The 15939-nt window shown below is 48.8% G+C and carries 14 protein-coding genes; 7 read left to right on the top strand and 7 right to left on the bottom strand.

Annotated features, from left to right (window positions below; genetic code table 11):
- Positions 1 to 135 precede the first annotated feature (135 nt).
- Entirely contained in the window at positions 136 to 1644 is a 1509-nt protein-coding gene (locus tag BQ7364_RS02000) for a helix-turn-helix domain-containing protein (protein WP_072683159.1), read from the top strand.
- A 90-nt stretch (positions 1645 to 1734) separates the two neighbouring features.
- Here BQ7364_RS02000 and BQ7364_RS01995 read toward each other — a convergent pair whose 3' ends face one another.
- The 3 genes from BQ7364_RS01995 to BQ7364_RS01985 all read right to left on the bottom strand — a co-directional run bounded on the left by BQ7364_RS01995 (position 1735) and on the right by BQ7364_RS01985 (position 4922).
- Positions 1735 to 2949: a hypothetical protein gene (locus tag BQ7364_RS01995; RefSeq protein ID WP_072683158.1), complete on the bottom strand. Its 1215-nt coding sequence runs from the start codon at positions 2947 to 2949 to the stop codon at positions 1735 to 1737.
- 178 nt (positions 2950 to 3127) lie between these two features.
- Positions 3128 to 4390, bottom strand: coding sequence for a UDP-N-acetylglucosamine 1-carboxyvinyltransferase (locus tag BQ7364_RS01990; protein ID WP_072683157.1), 1263 nt, complete (start codon positions 4388 to 4390; stop codon positions 3128 to 3130).
- An 85-nt stretch (positions 4391 to 4475) separates the two neighbouring features.
- Positions 4476 to 4922 carry a DUF3284 domain-containing protein gene (locus tag BQ7364_RS01985; protein WP_072683156.1) on the bottom strand — a complete coding sequence of 149 codons (447 nt, stop codon included), beginning with the start codon at positions 4920 to 4922 and terminating at the stop codon, positions 4476 to 4478.
- 383 nt (positions 4923 to 5305) lie between these two features.
- Between BQ7364_RS01985 and BQ7364_RS01975 the strand changes: the two genes are divergently transcribed.
- Positions 5306 to 6703, top strand: a complete 1398-nt coding sequence (locus tag BQ7364_RS01975) for a sensor histidine kinase (RefSeq protein WP_072683154.1) — start codon at positions 5306 to 5308, stop codon at positions 6701 to 6703.
- Positions 6704 to 6801: 98 nt separating this feature from the next.
- Here the strand turns inward: BQ7364_RS01975 and BQ7364_RS01970 are convergent, their stop codons facing one another.
- Together BQ7364_RS01970 and fba are read right to left on the bottom strand one after the other, a co-directional pair.
- Positions 6802 to 7656, bottom strand: coding sequence for a YitT family protein (locus BQ7364_RS01970; RefSeq protein WP_072683153.1), 855 nt, complete (start codon positions 7654 to 7656; stop codon positions 6802 to 6804).
- A 115-nt stretch (positions 7657 to 7771) separates the two neighbouring features.
- A complete protein-coding gene (fba, locus tag BQ7364_RS01965) occupies positions 7772 to 8638 on the bottom strand; it encodes a class II fructose-1,6-bisphosphate aldolase (protein ID WP_072683152.1) in 867 nt (288 codons plus the stop codon).
- Positions 8639 to 9075: 437 nt separating this feature from the next.
- Between fba and BQ7364_RS01960 the strand changes: the two genes are divergently transcribed.
- The 5 genes from BQ7364_RS01960 to BQ7364_RS01940 all read left to right on the top strand — a co-directional run bounded on the left by BQ7364_RS01960 (position 9076) and on the right by BQ7364_RS01940 (position 14652).
- Positions 9076 to 9360: a hypothetical protein gene (locus BQ7364_RS01960; protein ID WP_072683151.1), complete on the top strand. Its 285-nt coding sequence runs from the start codon at positions 9076 to 9078 to the stop codon at positions 9358 to 9360.
- A 336-nt stretch (positions 9361 to 9696) separates the two neighbouring features.
- Positions 9697 to 11316, top strand: a complete 1620-nt coding sequence (locus BQ7364_RS01955) for a DUF885 family protein (RefSeq protein WP_072683150.1) — start codon at positions 9697 to 9699, stop codon at positions 11314 to 11316.
- A 29-nt stretch (positions 11317 to 11345) separates the two neighbouring features.
- Complete coding sequence (locus tag BQ7364_RS01950) at positions 11346 to 12164, top strand: HAD hydrolase family protein (RefSeq protein WP_072683149.1); 819 nt, start codon at positions 11346 to 11348, stop codon at positions 12162 to 12164.
- A 600-nt stretch (positions 12165 to 12764) separates the two neighbouring features.
- Positions 12765 to 12974 carry a cold-shock protein gene (locus tag BQ7364_RS01945; RefSeq protein ID WP_072683148.1) on the top strand — a complete coding sequence of 70 codons (210 nt, stop codon included), beginning with the start codon at positions 12765 to 12767 and terminating at the stop codon, positions 12972 to 12974.
- 193 nt (positions 12975 to 13167) lie between these two features.
- Entirely contained in the window at positions 13168 to 14652 is a 1485-nt protein-coding gene (locus BQ7364_RS01940) for a DUF1846 domain-containing protein (RefSeq protein ID WP_072683147.1), read from the top strand.
- Between the two features lie 143 nt (positions 14653 to 14795).
- Here BQ7364_RS01940 and BQ7364_RS01935 read toward each other — a convergent pair whose 3' ends face one another.
- Together BQ7364_RS01935 and rpoE are read right to left on the bottom strand one after the other, a co-directional pair.
- Positions 14796 to 15449, bottom strand: a complete 654-nt coding sequence (locus tag BQ7364_RS01935; RefSeq protein ID WP_072683146.1) for an HAD family hydrolase — start codon at positions 15447 to 15449, stop codon at positions 14796 to 14798.
- A 132-nt stretch (positions 15450 to 15581) separates the two neighbouring features.
- Positions 15582 to 15926, bottom strand: a complete 345-nt coding sequence (rpoE, locus tag BQ7364_RS01930; protein WP_072683145.1) for a DNA-directed RNA polymerase subunit delta — start codon at positions 15924 to 15926, stop codon at positions 15582 to 15584.
- Positions 15927 to 15939: the final 13 nt, after the last annotated feature.

The raw sequence follows: 15939 nt of genomic DNA, 5'->3' as shown, positions 1-15939 counted from the left end.
AGGACCACCGTCAAGATCATTCCGGAAAGGGATTTTTTAAATTGTAATATTTATCAATTTAATTTATACTTCTAATATAATCGTGCATTCAAAATCAAAATTATCCATATTTTATCATCTGAAGGAAGAATAGCTATGATTAACGTTATATTAGCCGGTAAGTTTGCGATTGATTCTCCGGCATTGCCGGCAGGCTCGTTTAATATCATCGCAAGGGTATCAAATTTCATCGACGCAAAAGAAAAGGTTCAGGAATACATTCCGGATTATTTAATCGCGGAACTGGATCTGGTCAACGGCACTGCCTGGGATTTGTTATATCTGATTCAAAAGCAATCGTTGCCGACACGTTTTGTTCTGATTCATAATGATTTAACCTATCCCACTGTTCGTCGGGCTTTCCGCAGCGGGGTGTGGGATTACCTGCCGGATTGGGATCCTGCTCTTTTGAATCTGCCCGCGATTCCCATGATTGGCCGGGAATCCGATCCGCGTTTAGGTTTGCAGCAGTTATTGGGTTTGATCAAAGATGGGCAGCTACGGCCTTCTGCGGCCGCTGACGCACAAATTTCAGCCGCTCTTGCCAGTTATCCCGCTGCCTATCACATGATTTATTTCCGAATTGACAACATTCATCAAGCCTATGCCAAAATCATCAAAAACCGACGGCAATTCCGCAATTCTTTGCAAAATCTAATTGCGCAGACGCTTACGATGAAACATCAGCTTTTATTTATTAAGAATCACTCCGGCCTTTTCCTGGTTTCTGATCAGGATATAGACGGGCTGCCCGAACAACTGACAGCTTTGCAGAAAAAACTTGCAGAAACAACGTCCCTGACGCTTTCTTTCACTATGTCTGAAGTCTGCACCAGCTTAAATGGCTTCGCTCAGAAGATGATTCAACTCATCGACAATCATGAAACATGTTTTTTTAAGCAGCCCGGAATCTTTTTGAAGCCTTCTGAAATTATTGCTTTTCGGTCGCTCCAGCAATTCAATCCTGTCTATCAGAAGGAACGTTTCCAGCAAATTCAGGAAATAACATTGGAAAATCTTACAGATGTCAAAGAATCAGCGATCCGCTATTTTATAAAGCATCATATTTATCCACATGATATTCAGGAATTTTTTATTACTTTATTTACCAAGATTCGTTATCTAGGCTTGCAGAGAGGATTTCGTGATTTCCGTGATTTCTCACAGTTAATCCTGACGATCCAGTTTTGCGAATATCTTGAAGATCTGAAGGTCATTTTAGATGAAGCTGTACGTACAATTTTCCGATGGATTCAGGAAAATGGAAATTATCAATACTCAAAAATTGTAAGAGAAACTTTAATTTTTCTGCAAACTCATTATACGCAGTCTCTGACCTTGACCCAGCTGGCGGACTTTCAAAGTGTAAGCGAAGCTCATTTAGCCCGAACCTTTCAAAAAGAAGTCGGGATATCTGTTATGGCCATGCTAAGAAAAATTCGTTTGGAACATGCCGTTTATCTATTGGAAAACACACAGGAAAAAATAAAAACAATCGCCGTTCAGTGCGGCTATACAGATAGCTTATATTTCAGCCGGATTTTTCATCAAGCAACCGGACTTTCGCCAATTCAGTACCGGAAACAGAATCGAACAGACAAATAAAAAAGATCTGGATATTTTCCAGATCTGATCATTGAAAGGGGTATTTGCATTTTTATTCCATAACAAGTATGCTGAAGCCATTTTATCTATCTAATTTTCTTTCATTCTTGCCGTCAAATGATCGTAAAGGCGTGACGGATAAATCACATTTTCCAATCCTGTCACCCGGTATTCCTTATCGGGTCTTAATGTGATCGTCGAATCGGCGACAATTTCGACAAATTCATCCAGCGTTAAGCTCGGATCCATCTGCAGGGCCAGCGCGTAAAAACCAGCCAGGGTGGATATCGTACCATAGTTTACATCCAAACGGCTCGGATAGTAAACATAGTTTTCTTCTCCCGGAAAAGCCAGGACCCGGTTGGCATAAGGAAGATACAACACATGATCTGGAGTTTCCCCGGCCTTATCGAAATAGTAGGAATTCACATCATCCAGCGGGGCATACGGAATTTTAGCCAGCGTGGTGAAGTAATGACCATTAAAGTAGGGCATTCTGGTAAACACTTCGATCCCCGCTTGTTTCAATTCCTCGACTTTCGTCTGATATGCATCATAAGCGCTGTCCTGATTGTTCATATCCGAGAAAATAAGAATCATCCGGATCGGATCTTTTTTCAGGGTTTTGTTATATTCCAACAAGGAATCCAGATTTTCAAGGATGGAGGAAAGGTCTTGCTTCCCCTTTTCATCATATCCTGAATTGACGATATAAGCGATTGAAGCCTCCGGGGCATACCCCAGCGACTTTCCCGCCAGATTGGACAACATTGCGCCGCTTCCAAGCGTACTGATCAAATTTTGAGATAAGGGATCTTCGTTCCCATAAAAGAGTTTCAAATTATCTTTGTATTCAGGATGATCAACGTAAAGCTGTGGTCCGATGATCGCGATTCCCACGCCTTTTCCAGTGATTCCATTTTCATGGAAAAGCGCTGCGCCTAACGGTTTGCCCCAGGCTTGTTTCCAAAATTGCTCAATGTCCAGGTTCGTCAACGTATCCGGCCATTTTGTACTTGCGGTAAACATCGTTTCATTCGCAAGCTCGGATAACGTCAGCGAAGATAAATCCAGCTTTGAAAGATCTTTCGCTGTAAAATTATAAAAATAAAAATTTTGGGATGTCTTAATCTGATAATCGGATAGACTTGGGTTTGACAGGTTCTTATCCGGCCTGGATTCCAGAAATTTTTCCATTTCCTTTCCCGCTGAGGTCCCATGAATTCCCGGTTTCAGACGACCTTCGCTAAAACAGCCGCTCAAACACACTATCAATAACAGACCCATGATCAAAACTTTCTTCATTTCCGATCCCTCCTTATCCATTTCTATCTCAATCATACTCCAAATTTCAAACAATCGGAAACAAGGATTATCAATTTAATTCAATGACAGTTTTTCAAGCCTCCAAACTTGCGGCCTAAAATAAAAAAGACCTGCGCAGACACGCTGTCCGCTCAGATCTTCTGATTTCATAATGGCGCTATTCGATCGTTTCCCGCCAGATGTTTGCGCCCAAGGCCCGCAGCTTGCCATCCAGATCATCGTAGCCTCGTTCGATGTGATAAATTTCATGAATCTCCGTCACGCCTTCCGCTAGCAAGCCCGCCACTACCAGACTGGCGCCGCAGCGCAGATCCGTTGCAGTAACCCGATCGCCATAGAGCGGCGTGATTCCTTCGATCGTACAGCTGCCCTGACCGACGCTGATATCCGCGCCCATCCGCTGCAGTTCGATACAATGTTTAAACCGTTCCGGATATATCGTTTCCTTGATCGTCGACTTGCCTTCCGCCTGCGTCAGCAACGCCGATAACGGCTGCTGCAAATCCGTCGCAAAGCCGGGATACGGCAGCGTCTTGATATCCACGCCCTGCAGCTTCCCACCGCCGCGGATCGTCACGCTGTCGACATCGACTTCCATATCCACGCCCATTTCCTGCAGCTTTGACAACAACGATTCCAGATGCTGCGGAATAATGTTGGTAATCTTCATTTCCTTGGCCGCCGCGGCCGCCATGATAATAAACGTACCCGCTTCAATCCGGTCCGGGATAATCTCATGGAAGCAGCCGGATAAATAATCTACGCCGTCAATCGTGATCACATTCGTCCCCGCGCCGCGGATATGCGCGCCCATCTTGTTTAAAAGCGTCGCAACGTCAATGATTTCCGGCTCCTTCGCCGCGTTTTCAATCGTCGTGCGGCCCTTTGCGTACACCGCCGCCATCATGATGTTGATCGTCGCGCCGACCGAAGAAATATCCAGGAAGATCTTTGTTCCGATCAATTCTTCCGCTTCGATCGTGTAACACCCTTTCTGATAGTCGACCTTCGCCCCCAGCGCTTCAAAGCCCTTGAGATGCAGATCAATCGGCCGCGGCCCCAGATAACAGCCGCCCGACATTTTAATTTTCACATGCTTGTATTTGCCTAACAAGGCTCCCATGAAATAATAGGAAGCCCGCAGCTTCGTAACCGCCGGATGTTCCAGCGGGCAGTTGATCATCTCCGTCGGATCGATGATCAGATGCCCCCGATCCTTATGCACCACCGCGACGTTCAATTCCTCTAACAAGGTCGATAACGACTCCACGTCCGCGATATCCGGAACGCCGCAGATCGTCACCGGGCCGTTAGCCAGAATGGAGGCCGGGATTAAAGCCACCGTCGCGTTCTTCGCCCCGCTGATTCTGACCTCTCCGTTCAGCTGATGACCGCCTTCAATCTTAAATACTTCTTCCATCGGTTGGGCTCCTTTCATTGCACTATCATACTATTAAGTTTGGCTGAAAACGTGATTGTTCCCTGATTCAATGAACGCGGAAACCTTACTCGCAATACAGCTGACGAATCTCCGCTTCCCATTGATCCATCAGTTTCTGCAGCTTCTTTTTGTTATTCTTTCTGCCCATCCAGGAAAAGCTGGCGATGGCCAGTTTTTTCTCCATGCTGGACGGCAGGAATTCCTCGCTGTACGTCACCTGACAACGATCCTCGCCCAGCGCGGCGCATCGGGTGTCAATCACCTGCGTACCGTCAAACATATCGATCCGCAGCTGGACATGACCCGGCTTGTCGTATACCGCGACCTGCGCCTTGCCGACCCGCTGCTTCCTTTCTGAAACCAGAACCTTCTTATCATATTTCATGCCCTCATGAATCCGGGCGATTGTCAATTTCTTATCGGTTTCGATCTGAATATCCTGCGCAATCCGCCGTGCCATGAAATTGAAAAACTGCACGGCAGAACAGGGAAACTCGTGCTGTATCTGCATAAACCTCATCCTTACCTTATCCGTACCTATTATACCGTGAACTCCCCGGCATTGCCACAATTTCCAAGTCCTTACCGGCAGTTTTCGCTTTCCTGAACTTTCCTTTCCCGCGCCGTTTATCCCAAAACTTCCGGCAGGCGCTTTGATCAACATAAATAAGGATCGCTTTTTCTCGATCAAACTGACGTTGGAAAACCGAACGGAATGTTCCGCTCTCCCACTGCGCTTCCACTCTGTTTCATTTCTTCCGGTACTTCATGCTATAATAGAGATAACAATCCACCGCAAGGCAAAGAATAATGTAGGACAGACAAAGCCATCGCCGCTTTTCCAGCCGAAACGAAATCACAATTCTGATTAAGACTTCCGGGAGAAAATGAACCATGGATAAACGCAGACACCGAAAAACTCACACTCTGGCGCAATTTTTACGGCGCTATTTTCTGACGACCGCTTTGGGTGTACTCGCGCTTTTGGGGAGTGCTGTGCTCCTGTTTCTGCTGGGACTTCAGGCTGGATGGTACACGCGGCTCAATCACAATGAGAAACAGGCCCAGGAACTGATCGGTAAAATTCAGCGGCAGGATTTCTTTGATCCGGCTGAGGTTGGCGATGGTCTTGATTATGTGCTGTTCAGTCATGAACAGCTGGCAGATACTTCGTTGTCCCCGGACAGCGCGCTGACTGATTTTTCTCTCTATACCGGCAGCTACACCGGCAAGATCGGCACGCAAACCTGGTTCCGCACCGACCTGCGGGCGGAAGTCGTCATCCTCTTATTCCGCTATGAAATCCGCCCCGCCCTCCCGGCACTCGCCGCGCTGATCCCCAACTTGCAGGGGCCGTTGATCGGCGCACTCGGCTTGTCGCTCTTTCTGTACCTGTTGACGACGGCCAATCACTACGGGCGGAAACTTGTACAGGCTTTGAACACGTTGGAAGAATCCGCAACGCAGATCGCTTCCGGCAATCTTGATTTTGAAATTCAGGATACCGCGTTCACCGAGTTCAATCAGGCGTTGAATTCCGTTGATACGATGCGCTCCGCACTGAAGGATTCCCAGATCCAGCAATGGGATATGCAAAATCAGCGGGAGATCCAGATCACCGTGCTGGCGCACGATTTAAAGACGCCGCTGGCTAAAATCCAAACCGACGCCGAACTTTTGCAAAAGGAAGCCCGGTCAGCAAGGCATCGTCTGGAAGCCATCAATCGCCATGTCGGTCAGCTTCGTCAGGTTGTATTTCAGCTGCAGCAGGCAGCGTGCAGCCAGAATCAGGCGGAACAGCCCCGCGTCACCGCTATCGACGCGCTGGTCCGGCGCTGCATGAAGGAAGTATCCGGATTGTGCCGCAATAAAGCGATCACATTGACGGTATTCTGTCCGCCTTTCCAGGCCCGAATCCATGCGGAAACGCTGCGCCGGGCGCTGATCAATCTGCTTGATAACGCAATCCGCTACTGCCCCTCAGGCAAGACGGTTCAGCTGATGGGCCAGATTACGGAAACCTGCTGGATCCTGAAAGTCAGCGACGAAGGTCCCGGTTTTCACGCGGAAAGCCTGAATCATATCGGCGAGCCATTCTACCGTTATGAATCAGCCCGCAGCAGTCATGGCCATGCGGGTCTGGGCTTATATACCGTTTCGCAGGCAATGCAGATTGAAGGTGGCCGCATGATTCCCGGCAACGTTCCGGATGGCAGCGGCGCTCAGGTAATTCTGCAATTTCCATTATCGACGCTGGCTGATGTAAATGAAGCGGCCGCAAATTCAGATTAAACGTCAAGTTGAAACTGGAATTCGCAAAAAAAGACAATATCATTTTCGATGACCTTTACCAAAGACGAATTGGATTCACCCTGGCTTGCCGGCTGCTATTAAACCTTGAACTCAAAGCTGAAGCCGAAGCCTTTGACCTCATGCGTATCGTTGGCAATCACAAACGCTTCCCTGTCGATCGCCGTCACCATTTCCATCAATGCCGGATACTGATTTTTCGTGATGACGACCAGGATGATCTTCCGCTTTTCACAGGTAAAGCCGCCCTGCGCTTCGATCAGCGTCGTGCCGCGTTCCAGTTCGGAATGAATCCGTTCAATGATCTGTTCATATTGATCGGAGATGATCTGAATCGCTTTGGCCTGCTGGCCGCCGAACATCAGCACCTTATCAATCGCCACGGAAGAAGCCCAGACGGAAACAAAGCCGACCAGCACCGCTTCCAGGCCATAGGTAAATGCGCCCAGCAGCACGGTCAGCGCATCGGTGATCAACACCAGCTTGGCAATTTCAATGTGCGTCAGCTTATGGACGATCAGCGGCGGAATATCCATGCCGCCAGTACTCGCTCCGGTTCGTAACGCCATCCCCACGCCGGTACCGCCTAAGAGTCCGCCATACAGGGAAGCCAGAATTGGATCAAGATCCAGCACCGGCACCCGGCCGCTGAAAAACGTCAGAAACACCGGATAGATCAACGAACTCAAAATGGTCTTCATCGCGAAGTCTTTTCCCAGAAAACAGGCTCCGACGATAAACAACCCGACGACCAGCAGATTGACCATCAGCGTAACTGGCAGCGGAATCAACGGCTGCAGCGCAACCGCCACGCCGGCGACGCCGCCTGACAAGATATCATAGGGCAGGATGAACATACTGACGGCCAGCGCCAGCACCGCATTGCCCGCCACAACCCAGACAATATCCTTCCCCTTTTGTTTTAACGATTTCATAAGCGACCTCCTCGTTGACAATTCATCCTTCTTATTATAAGCTTTCCCCCGGCATAAAAAAAAGAAAACCCGCAGATTTCTCCGCCGGTTTTCGAGGATCTCAGTTTTTAAACGATTACGCCTTGTTTGCGGAACCGAACTGGTTCATCATTTCGATGACCTTCTTGGTGATCGCTTCTGCGCCTGGTTTCAGCAATTTACGCGGATCATAGCCCTTGCCGGCCAGATCTTTGCCTTCTTCAATGTACTTCCGGGTTGCGGCTGCGAAAACCAGCTGCAGTTCGGTGTTGACGTTGATCTTGGAAACGCCCAGGGAGATTGCCTTGGCAACCTGATCCGCCGGGATGCCGCTGCCGCCGTGCAGAACTAACGGTTTTCCATTGGTGGAAGCCTGGATTTCAGCCAGACGGTCAAAGTTCAGACCCTGCCAGTCAGCCGGATATTTGCCATGAATGTTGCCGATGCCCGCAGCCAGGAAATCAACGCCCAGCGCCGCGATGTTCGCGCATTCCTGCGGATCTGCCAATTCGCCCATGCTGGCAACGCCGTCTTCTTCGCCGCCGATGCCGCCGACTTCACATTCAACGGAAATGCCCTTCGAATGAGCCAGTTCCAGAATTTCTTTCGACTTCGCAACATTTTCTTCGAAATCGTAATGCGAACCGTCAAACATGACAGAAGTGAATCCCGCTTCAATGCAGGCCTTGGCTCCTTCAAATGAACCATGATCCAGATGCAGAGCAACTGGAACGGTGATGCCCATGGAGTCATGAATTTCTCTGACCATGGCGACAACATTCTTGAATCCAGCCATATACTTGCCAGCGCCTTCCGAAACGCCTAACATGACTGGTGACTTGGCTTCTTCAGCTGCGGCCAGGATGGATTTAATCCATTCCATGTTATTGATGTTGAATGCGCCTACTGCATAATGACCTTCATGCGCTTTTTCGATCATTTCTTTTGCGGAAACTAATGCCATAAATGTATCCTCCTATTTTCTACGCCCTTATTCTACTCCATTTTTTATAATTTGAGAAGTCTGCAACCGCGCTTTTGCATTAAAAAGAACACATCCCGAACAATCCTCAGATTTCAGTCAAAAATGCTGATCTGCCACTTTGTGAGAAAATTTGAAGAAAGCACAGATTTTAAATCTCCGATGCCAAGATTCGCTCTCAAAACAAAATACTTTGAAAAAAAAGAGGATAATTTTACCCATTTTTGGTTAACTTATGAAGAATTATTAACTTTTTTGTGTATAATACTATTGTCAGGGTGTAATATAAAGAGGGTTTACAAGTAAGGATTACCGATTTCATTTTATCACCTGCTTTAGTGATTTTTTTACTTAACTTCACTAAAAAAATGATTGTCATAGTAGAAATTGTTGGATATAATTCCAACCGGAGGAATAGTATGAATAAAAGTTCAGAAATTTACGACATCGCTTGGGATCTCGCTTCGATCGTAGACAACCTGGATGATTCCGTCCTTAACGTAATTCGAAAAGGGACGCAAGGGATAGATCCGAATGCTTCCGCATCGCTGGATCTGGCCTGCACAATGCTGAATAAGAACATCGAACAGCTGAAAAGCTTAGTTGCATCCCTGGAAGAAATTACTTTCAGTCTGGAAGAAGAACTGGAAAAAAGAGGACCGAACGAGAAAGAGAACTCCTCAACACCGGCAAATTTATCGTAAACTAAGAGAACTGTCAGAGCATTCAAGCTTTGCGACGGTTCTTTTTATTTTAGGTAAAAGAGGGAACGTGCAGATCCGCAGATTTTCAATAGGGAAGATAACGATGTTTGAACAGGACTCTTTTTCGATCTTCCGCTCAACCGTTTTTTGTGCAGGGGGGAGCGGCATTGACTTCACTGTCATCTTCATGAAGAGCGCGGTTGTTTTTTCAGTGAAGGAACTGAAAATAGTTTGATCAGCTTCTTTGCCGCTGCGGACTCAGGATTCAGCCTGGGTACTTGCCAATCGGACTGAATTTCATTATAGTTATAGCCAAATTAACAGGAGGATTTCATCATGCAATCACCGCAGGAGATTATGATCATCCGTCAGCTGGACCGCGATTTGGCGCTGGCCGGCGACCGGCTGCACAGCCGCCAGATTTACCAACGCACCCTTTGGATACCGGATGAAGAACATCGTCAGGCTCTGGCCGAGACCTTAGACCAGCTGCGCTATCGTGTCGATCAGCTGACAGACGACAATGAAGCCTCGCATTTTTTTATCCACCATTTCCATGACGTTCTTGATTTTCTGACTTGGGAAGCGGAAGATTTCTGGACGCATCCGCAGGTTCAACTGGGTGAAATCCAACATGCGTTAAAGCAGCTGTGGTCCGTGGATCAGCGGCGACGCAGTCTGCGCATCGCTATTTTAGGCGATCAATGGGCTGCGCTGCCCGCTTGCCTGCAGGCTCTGGAACGCCGGTTCCCCGATTTTGACGAAAAGGATCTGCCGGTCATCTTATCCCGCAGCGCTGCGCTCAAACGCCAGGCCGAACAGATTATCCCTCAGCTGGACGCCCAGGAAGTGGAAGTCAAGCATCGTCTGAGCGAAGGCGTCCAGGCGCTGTCCCGCTGGATTGACCTGCTGCGCGAGGCCGGTGTCAATGAAGGTCAGGAAATCAAAGACGAGGATCAACGCCTGAACACGGATCCGGAAAGTTACCGGCGCACGCTGGCCATGAAGCTGGGTGTCGATCTGGAAGATCTGCTTTCCTGGTATAAAGATGAAATTGAAGCGACGCGGGCCAACGTCTTCGCGATTGCCAACCGGTTAAGCGATACGCCGGTGACGACGATGACTCAGGTTCGAGCACTGCTGGACGAAAAGGCCGGGGCTTGCGAAAGCGCTGAGGAAATGTTCCGCCGCGGTCATGAATATCTGGCCCGCGTCAAAGCGGTCAGCAAGCAGAAACTGTGGCATCCGATTGATGAAATTTGCGATCTGACCGGAGTGCCGGAGGAACTCAGAGAATCCTTCCCGTGGGGTGGTTACATGGACGGCTGTCCGTACGAACGTCCGCTGCACGGCCGGATGTTCTTAAATGAAACCAACTACACCGCCGTCAGCGACGGCTGGATTAAGGTCAATACGATTCATGAAGCCTATTTCGGCCATCACATCCAGTTTTTGCGGGTCAACAGCGATCCGCTGCCGGAAACGATGCGCCGCGGGCCAAAGGCTGACCCGCTGATCGAAGGCACAGCGCACCGCAGCGAGCACGTTTACGAATCAATCTTTGCGGAAGATCCTTACTTTCCGCTGTTCACAGCTTACCGCCGGCACCATACGTCAGTGCGGATTCAGGCTGATCTGATGCTGCGGTGGGAAAACCGCACGATCGGTGAAGTCGTTGAATTATACCGGCGGGAACTGGGCTTTGATGCGAAGACCGCACGCGGTCAGGTTCTGGCTCAGGAAGACATGTTCGGTTATTTCACCTGTTACTGCTATGGTCTGAAAAAGATCGAACAGCTGGAAAAGGAACTGGGGCTGCCGGCGGATGAGATGACCCGGCGGTTATTTGAAGCGGGACAGATCAGTATGGAAAGCTTGCGCCTGTTGTTAACCTGCAGCGAGCAAGCCCGCTGGTCAATTCTGCACGACTATCCAAGCCTTTACCGGTTTGCGTAGGATCATCATTAAGAGGCGAGGAATCCGCAATGATAAAAGCACTGTTTTTTGATCTGGACGGCACGTTGTTAACCTCTGAGAAAACATTGGCGCGTTCCACATGGGAAGCGCTGCAGGCTTGCCGCAAGAAAGGTATTTCCCTGTTCATCGCCACGGCCCGGGCGCCGCTGCTGGAAACAATGCTCGGCTGGACGGAAATCGAACTGAACTTATTTGACGGCGGAATTTATTGCAACGGCGCCTGCGAAAAGCTGCATGGGCAGACACGATACACGTTTCTGCCCGCCGCAATCGTCGCCAGCTGCGTGAAAGCCGTTCAAGCAGTCCCTGAACTGCATCTTGCGCTGCAGCTGAAGGATGAATTCCACGCCTTCAATGAACCGTTAGCCGACTTTGCCTATCCGTTATGGGGCATTGATCCGCGCCTCTGCGTTTTGCTGGGGCCGGAAGTGGTTAGACAAACGGTGAAAATTCTGATTTACTTTGAAAATCTTGTTGATTCCGTCACTGCTCTGTCCTTGTCGCTGACAGATCGCTGCCGCGCGATGAGCGTGAATCAGGCGAACGTCTATCTGACCGATCAGGGCAAGGTGCTGCAAATCACAAATCGCCAGGCAAGCAAATTCAAAAGTATTGATCACCTGCGCTGCCTGCTGAATCTGAAACCGGAAGAAATCGCGGTGTTCGGCGATGATTGGAATGATCTGGAAATGTTGACCCGCTTTCCTAACAGCGTCGGCATGGGGAATGCCGATCCGAAATTGCTCAGTCAGGTCCGTTATCAAACGCAAAGCAACGATAAAGATGGAATTGCCTACGCCATGCATACGCTCCTGGGGTTGATCTGAATCGGTATCCATGAAAGAAAATCAGTTAGTTCTATCCTGTTTTTAAGAGAACGGCACGGAAGCTCCTGCCGAGCAGGTTACAACAACTCAGCGAAGCCGCAAAGACGTCAGGAATCATAAATATTGAAATCAACAATTTGTGGCAATGAATGAAGCTGGGATGTCGCTATTCATTTAGGCGGAAGAAAAAAGAGATCCTGATCCGCTTTGAATGTCCGATAGATTCAGAGTCCGGGATGTTCTCGCAGATTTAGAAAACACCCTGTTCTTATTGATCACTCCCTGAAGCACGCTGAGCATCAACCTGTTCCGCTTTCTCATTTTCAACCCTTCCCTTGGACCCGAGGCCCTTTTGCCTATCTTACGGATTCCTGTCTGTCTTTCTGCTTCCTCCTTAAGAAATGGGAACCCGGGGAAAAAATATTTTTTTATTTGTTTGACATCGGGCTAAAACCTGTTATACTGAAGAAGTAATATTAAGCAATAGCTATGATCGCGTAACGGGATTGTAATTATCACTCAATGTACAAAAATCCCTGAAGTTATGCGATTTTTTATACCTTGAGTAGCTTCTTATTCCCACTAAAGGAGGTACTTAAAATGAGTACAGGAAAAGTAAAATGGTTTAACGGCGACAAGGGCTACGGATTCATCACGGATGATCAGGGCCAGGGCGATATCTTCGTTCATTTCTCAGGCATCAACGGCAGCGGCTACAAGTCACTGGAAGAAGGCCAGAAGGTTTCCTTCGAGATTGAAAACGATGCTCGCAGCAACAAGTCCCGCGCTGTTAACGTCACAGTTCTCTAAAAAACTGAAAAACCCGAAAGGGTTTTTTTCTATGTTCTCACTGACAGTTTCGTCAGTTTTCCAGTCCTGCCTGCCCCTCAGATCGTCCTGTTTTAAACGCTTCGCAGAACCTTCCTATTTTACCATTTCTTCAATGGCATTCTCGATCTCTTTCTGATATAATATGAAATTGAGTTTTTAAGGGGTATAGACTATGAAAAGACTGGCTTTCGATAACGAAAAATATGTGCAGATGCAGTCTGCCAAAATTAAAGAACGCATCAAACAATTTGATAACAAGCTTTATCTGGAGTTCGGCGGCAAGCTCTTTGACGATTACCATGCCTCCCGCGTACTCCCGGGATTTCAGCCGGACAGTAAAATAAAAATGTTGATGGAGCTTCGGGAATCTGTCGAGATCGTCATCGTCATCAATGCGACGGACATTGAGAAAAACAAAGTCCGCAGCGACTTGGGGATTACCTACGATCTGGATGTCTTACGTTTGATCGACGCCTTCCGCAGCATTGACCTGTATGTCGGCAGCGTCGTCATCGCACAGTACGCCGGCCAGATCACCGCAAATCTGTTTAAGAAGAAACTGGAAAATCTCGGTATCAACGTCGTTCTGCATTATCCGATCCCCGGCTATCCAAGCAATGTTTCCTACATTGTTTCCGACGAAGGCTATGGCAAGAATGAATACATCGAAACCACCCGTGAACTGATCGTCGTCACCGCCCCGGGACCCGGCAGCGGCAAAATGGCAACCTGCCTGTCGCAGTTGTATCATGATTACAAGCGAGGCATCAAAGCCGGCTATGCCAAATTTGAAACTTTCCCGATCTGGAATCTGCCGTTAAAGCACCCGGTCAATCTGGCCTATGAAGCGGCGACGGCGGATCTCAACGACGTCAACATGATCGACCCGTTCCACCTTGAAGCGTATGGCGAAACTGCGGTGAACTACAACCGCGATGTGGAGGTATTCCCGGTCTTGAATACTTTATTTGAAAAGATTGCGGGCGTATCCCCGTACAAATCGCCGACCGATATGGGCGTCAATATGGTCGGCAACTGCATCATCGACGATGAAGCGGCGCGCCGGGCCAGCGAAGATGAAATTCTGCGGCGCTACTATCAAGCGCTGTGCGATTACCGCCGCGATCTGGCAACGGAAGAATCCGTTCAGAAAATCGAACTGATCATGAACCAGGCCGGGATTGTAAAGGAAGACCGCAAGGTGGTTACCGCCGCCTTAAATAAAGCCGCGGAAACCGAAGCGCCGGCCGTGGCCATCGAACTGAACGATGGACGGATCATCACTGGAAAAACTTCCAATTTGTTAGGCGCCTCCAGCGCCGCACTGCTGAATGCGTTAAAGGAAATCGGCGGCATCAACGACAATATCCCGCTGATCTCCCCGAATGTCATCGAACCGATTCAGAAGCTGAAAGTCGAGCATCTCGGCAATCATAACCCGCGCCTGCATACCGATGAGATCCTGATCGCCCTGGCGATTGCCGCGACGAATAATCCGGTATCCCATCTGGCGATGCAGCAGCTGAAAAAGCTGAAGGACTGCGAAGTTCATTCCACCGTGCTGCTTTCGGAAGTCGATTCGTCGACATTCAAAAAGCTGGGCATGAATCTGACATGCGAGCCGGTGTATCAGAAGAAAAGATTGTATAATCGTTAACAAAAGCTGCGACACAAAGATTCATCCGAGTCTTCTGTGCCGCAGCTTTTCATTTGCATTTTTATTTTAACTGGAAACTTTATTCATCCTCTGCTCATTCTCCAACAAGCACCCGCCGGGTGCTTTCTTCCACGGCAAAAAGGTTATCCAGCACTTATTGAAGCGGAAATCAACGCGACCGCTTCCAAAATATTGGACACGACCGGCTTGCCGGAAGTGACAAGAAGCCTGCGGCTTTGGTGGCCGCGGTCGATCAGAATGCAATCCCAGCCTAACGCTTCCGCAACCTCCGCGTCATGCAGGGAATCCCCGATCATGATCATTTCCCGATCCGGCTGCGGATTTTTCTTCAGCCACGCCTGGGCGGCGCTCAGCTTCTCCCGGGCATAGATATCGGAAATTCCGATCAGATCGCTGAACCAGTCCGTACATCCGCATTGTTCTGTCTGCATGCGCAGATGATCCTGCCGGGAAGCGGAAAGAATCAGCGACGGTACCCCCTGTTCCCGCAGCTGCCGGATCCCCGGCTCCGCATCCGCAAACAAGCCGCAGCGCACGGCCCGTTCGTGATATCCGCGCATGTATTCCGTTGACAAAGCCTCAAAGCTTTCCCGTTCCAGATCAAAACCAACCTGCCGGTAGTAATTGATCACCGGGAACGTAAACACATTCTGGTATTGATCCACGCTTTCCAGCTGCGGCAGATGCCGCCGGCGAAGCATCGCGTTGACCGTTTCGATGCAGACCTCCACATCGTCCAATAACGTCCCATTCCAATCCCAGACTACCATTTTCATCCTTTTTCACCTCACTCGCTATGATTCTTGCCTGAAACGCCATTGATAAACACGCTTGCGCAAAGCGCAAAACGTTTTCTTTGCGCATCACTTTTTCCAAACGAAAAGGCAGACTGCGCTGCCCTTTCCCCATCAGAAACTTTCGTCGTTTGATTCTTCAAACGGAACTTTTTCGACTTCCGCGTCTTCCTCGAAGCTGTCCAGTTCGTCCAGCTCGTCGATATTGTCGTCCTCCAGGACGATCGCACTGGTATCAAAGTGCGTTTCGTTATACGTATGCCGTGACCGCAGATCCCACTTGTTGTTGCCCAGGGACGTAAAACGGTTGTCCAGCATCATCGACGTGTAGAACGAGGCGATTTTCCGTTCAGCCACATTTTCGGAATAACCCATGATTTGAGAAACCTCATCCCACAGCTTGTTGAAGGTGACGCTGTTTTTCTTTTTGCTTAACAGTTGATAAGCAACATCAGTCATTGAACGATTTGAC

It is taken from the genome of Holdemania sp. Marseille-P2844 (assembly GCF_900120005.1).
Classification (GTDB): Bacteria; Bacillota_I; Bacilli_A; order Erysipelotrichales; family Erysipelotrichaceae; genus Holdemania.
The sequence above is the reverse complement of the archived record's forward strand: the minus strand, read 5'-3'. Positions and strand labels throughout refer to the sequence as shown.

What these genes read in the sequence shown, in the direction of transcription:
- BQ7364_RS02000 (WP_072683159.1), top strand. Translation starts at nt 136, where the DNA reads ATGATTAACGTTATATTAGCCGGTAAGTTTGCGATTGATTCTCCGGCA.
- BQ7364_RS01995 (WP_072683158.1), bottom strand. Translation starts at nt 2,949, where the DNA reads ATGAAGAAAGTTTTGATCATGGGTCTGTTATTGATAGTGTGTTTGAGC.
- BQ7364_RS01945 (WP_072683148.1), top strand. Translation starts at nt 12,765, where the DNA reads ATGAGTACAGGAAAAGTAAAATGGTTTAACGGCGACAAGGGCTACGGA.
- BQ7364_RS01940 (WP_072683147.1), top strand. Translation starts at nt 13,168, where the DNA reads ATGAAAAGACTGGCTTTCGATAACGAAAAATATGTGCAGATGCAGTCT.
- BQ7364_RS01990 (WP_072683157.1), bottom strand. Translation starts at nt 4,390, where the DNA reads ATGGAAGAAGTATTTAAGATTGAAGGCGGTCATCAGCTGAACGGAGAG.
- fba (WP_072683152.1), bottom strand. Translation starts at nt 8,638, where the DNA reads ATGGCATTAGTTTCCGCAAAAGAAATGATCGAAAAAGCGCATGAAGGT.
- BQ7364_RS01975 (WP_072683154.1), top strand. Translation starts at nt 5,306, where the DNA reads ATGGATAAACGCAGACACCGAAAAACTCACACTCTGGCGCAATTTTTA.
- rpoE (WP_072683145.1), bottom strand. Translation starts at nt 15,926, where the DNA reads ATGACTGATGTTGCTTATCAACTGTTAAGCAAAAAGAAAAACAGCGTC.
- BQ7364_RS01970 (WP_072683153.1), bottom strand. Translation starts at nt 7,656, where the DNA reads ATGAAATCGTTAAAACAAAAGGGGAAGGATATTGTCTGGGTTGTGGCG.
- BQ7364_RS01955 (WP_072683150.1), top strand. Translation starts at nt 9,697, where the DNA reads ATGCAATCACCGCAGGAGATTATGATCATCCGTCAGCTGGACCGCGAT.
- BQ7364_RS01950 (WP_072683149.1), top strand. Translation starts at nt 11,346, where the DNA reads ATGATAAAAGCACTGTTTTTTGATCTGGACGGCACGTTGTTAACCTCT.
- BQ7364_RS01960 (WP_072683151.1), top strand. Translation starts at nt 9,076, where the DNA reads ATGAATAAAAGTTCAGAAATTTACGACATCGCTTGGGATCTCGCTTCG.
- BQ7364_RS01935 (WP_072683146.1), bottom strand. Translation starts at nt 15,449, where the DNA reads ATGAAAATGGTAGTCTGGGATTGGAATGGGACGTTATTGGACGATGTG.
- BQ7364_RS01985 (WP_072683156.1), bottom strand. Translation starts at nt 4,922, where the DNA reads ATGCAGATACAGCACGAGTTTCCCTGTTCTGCCGTGCAGTTTTTCAAT.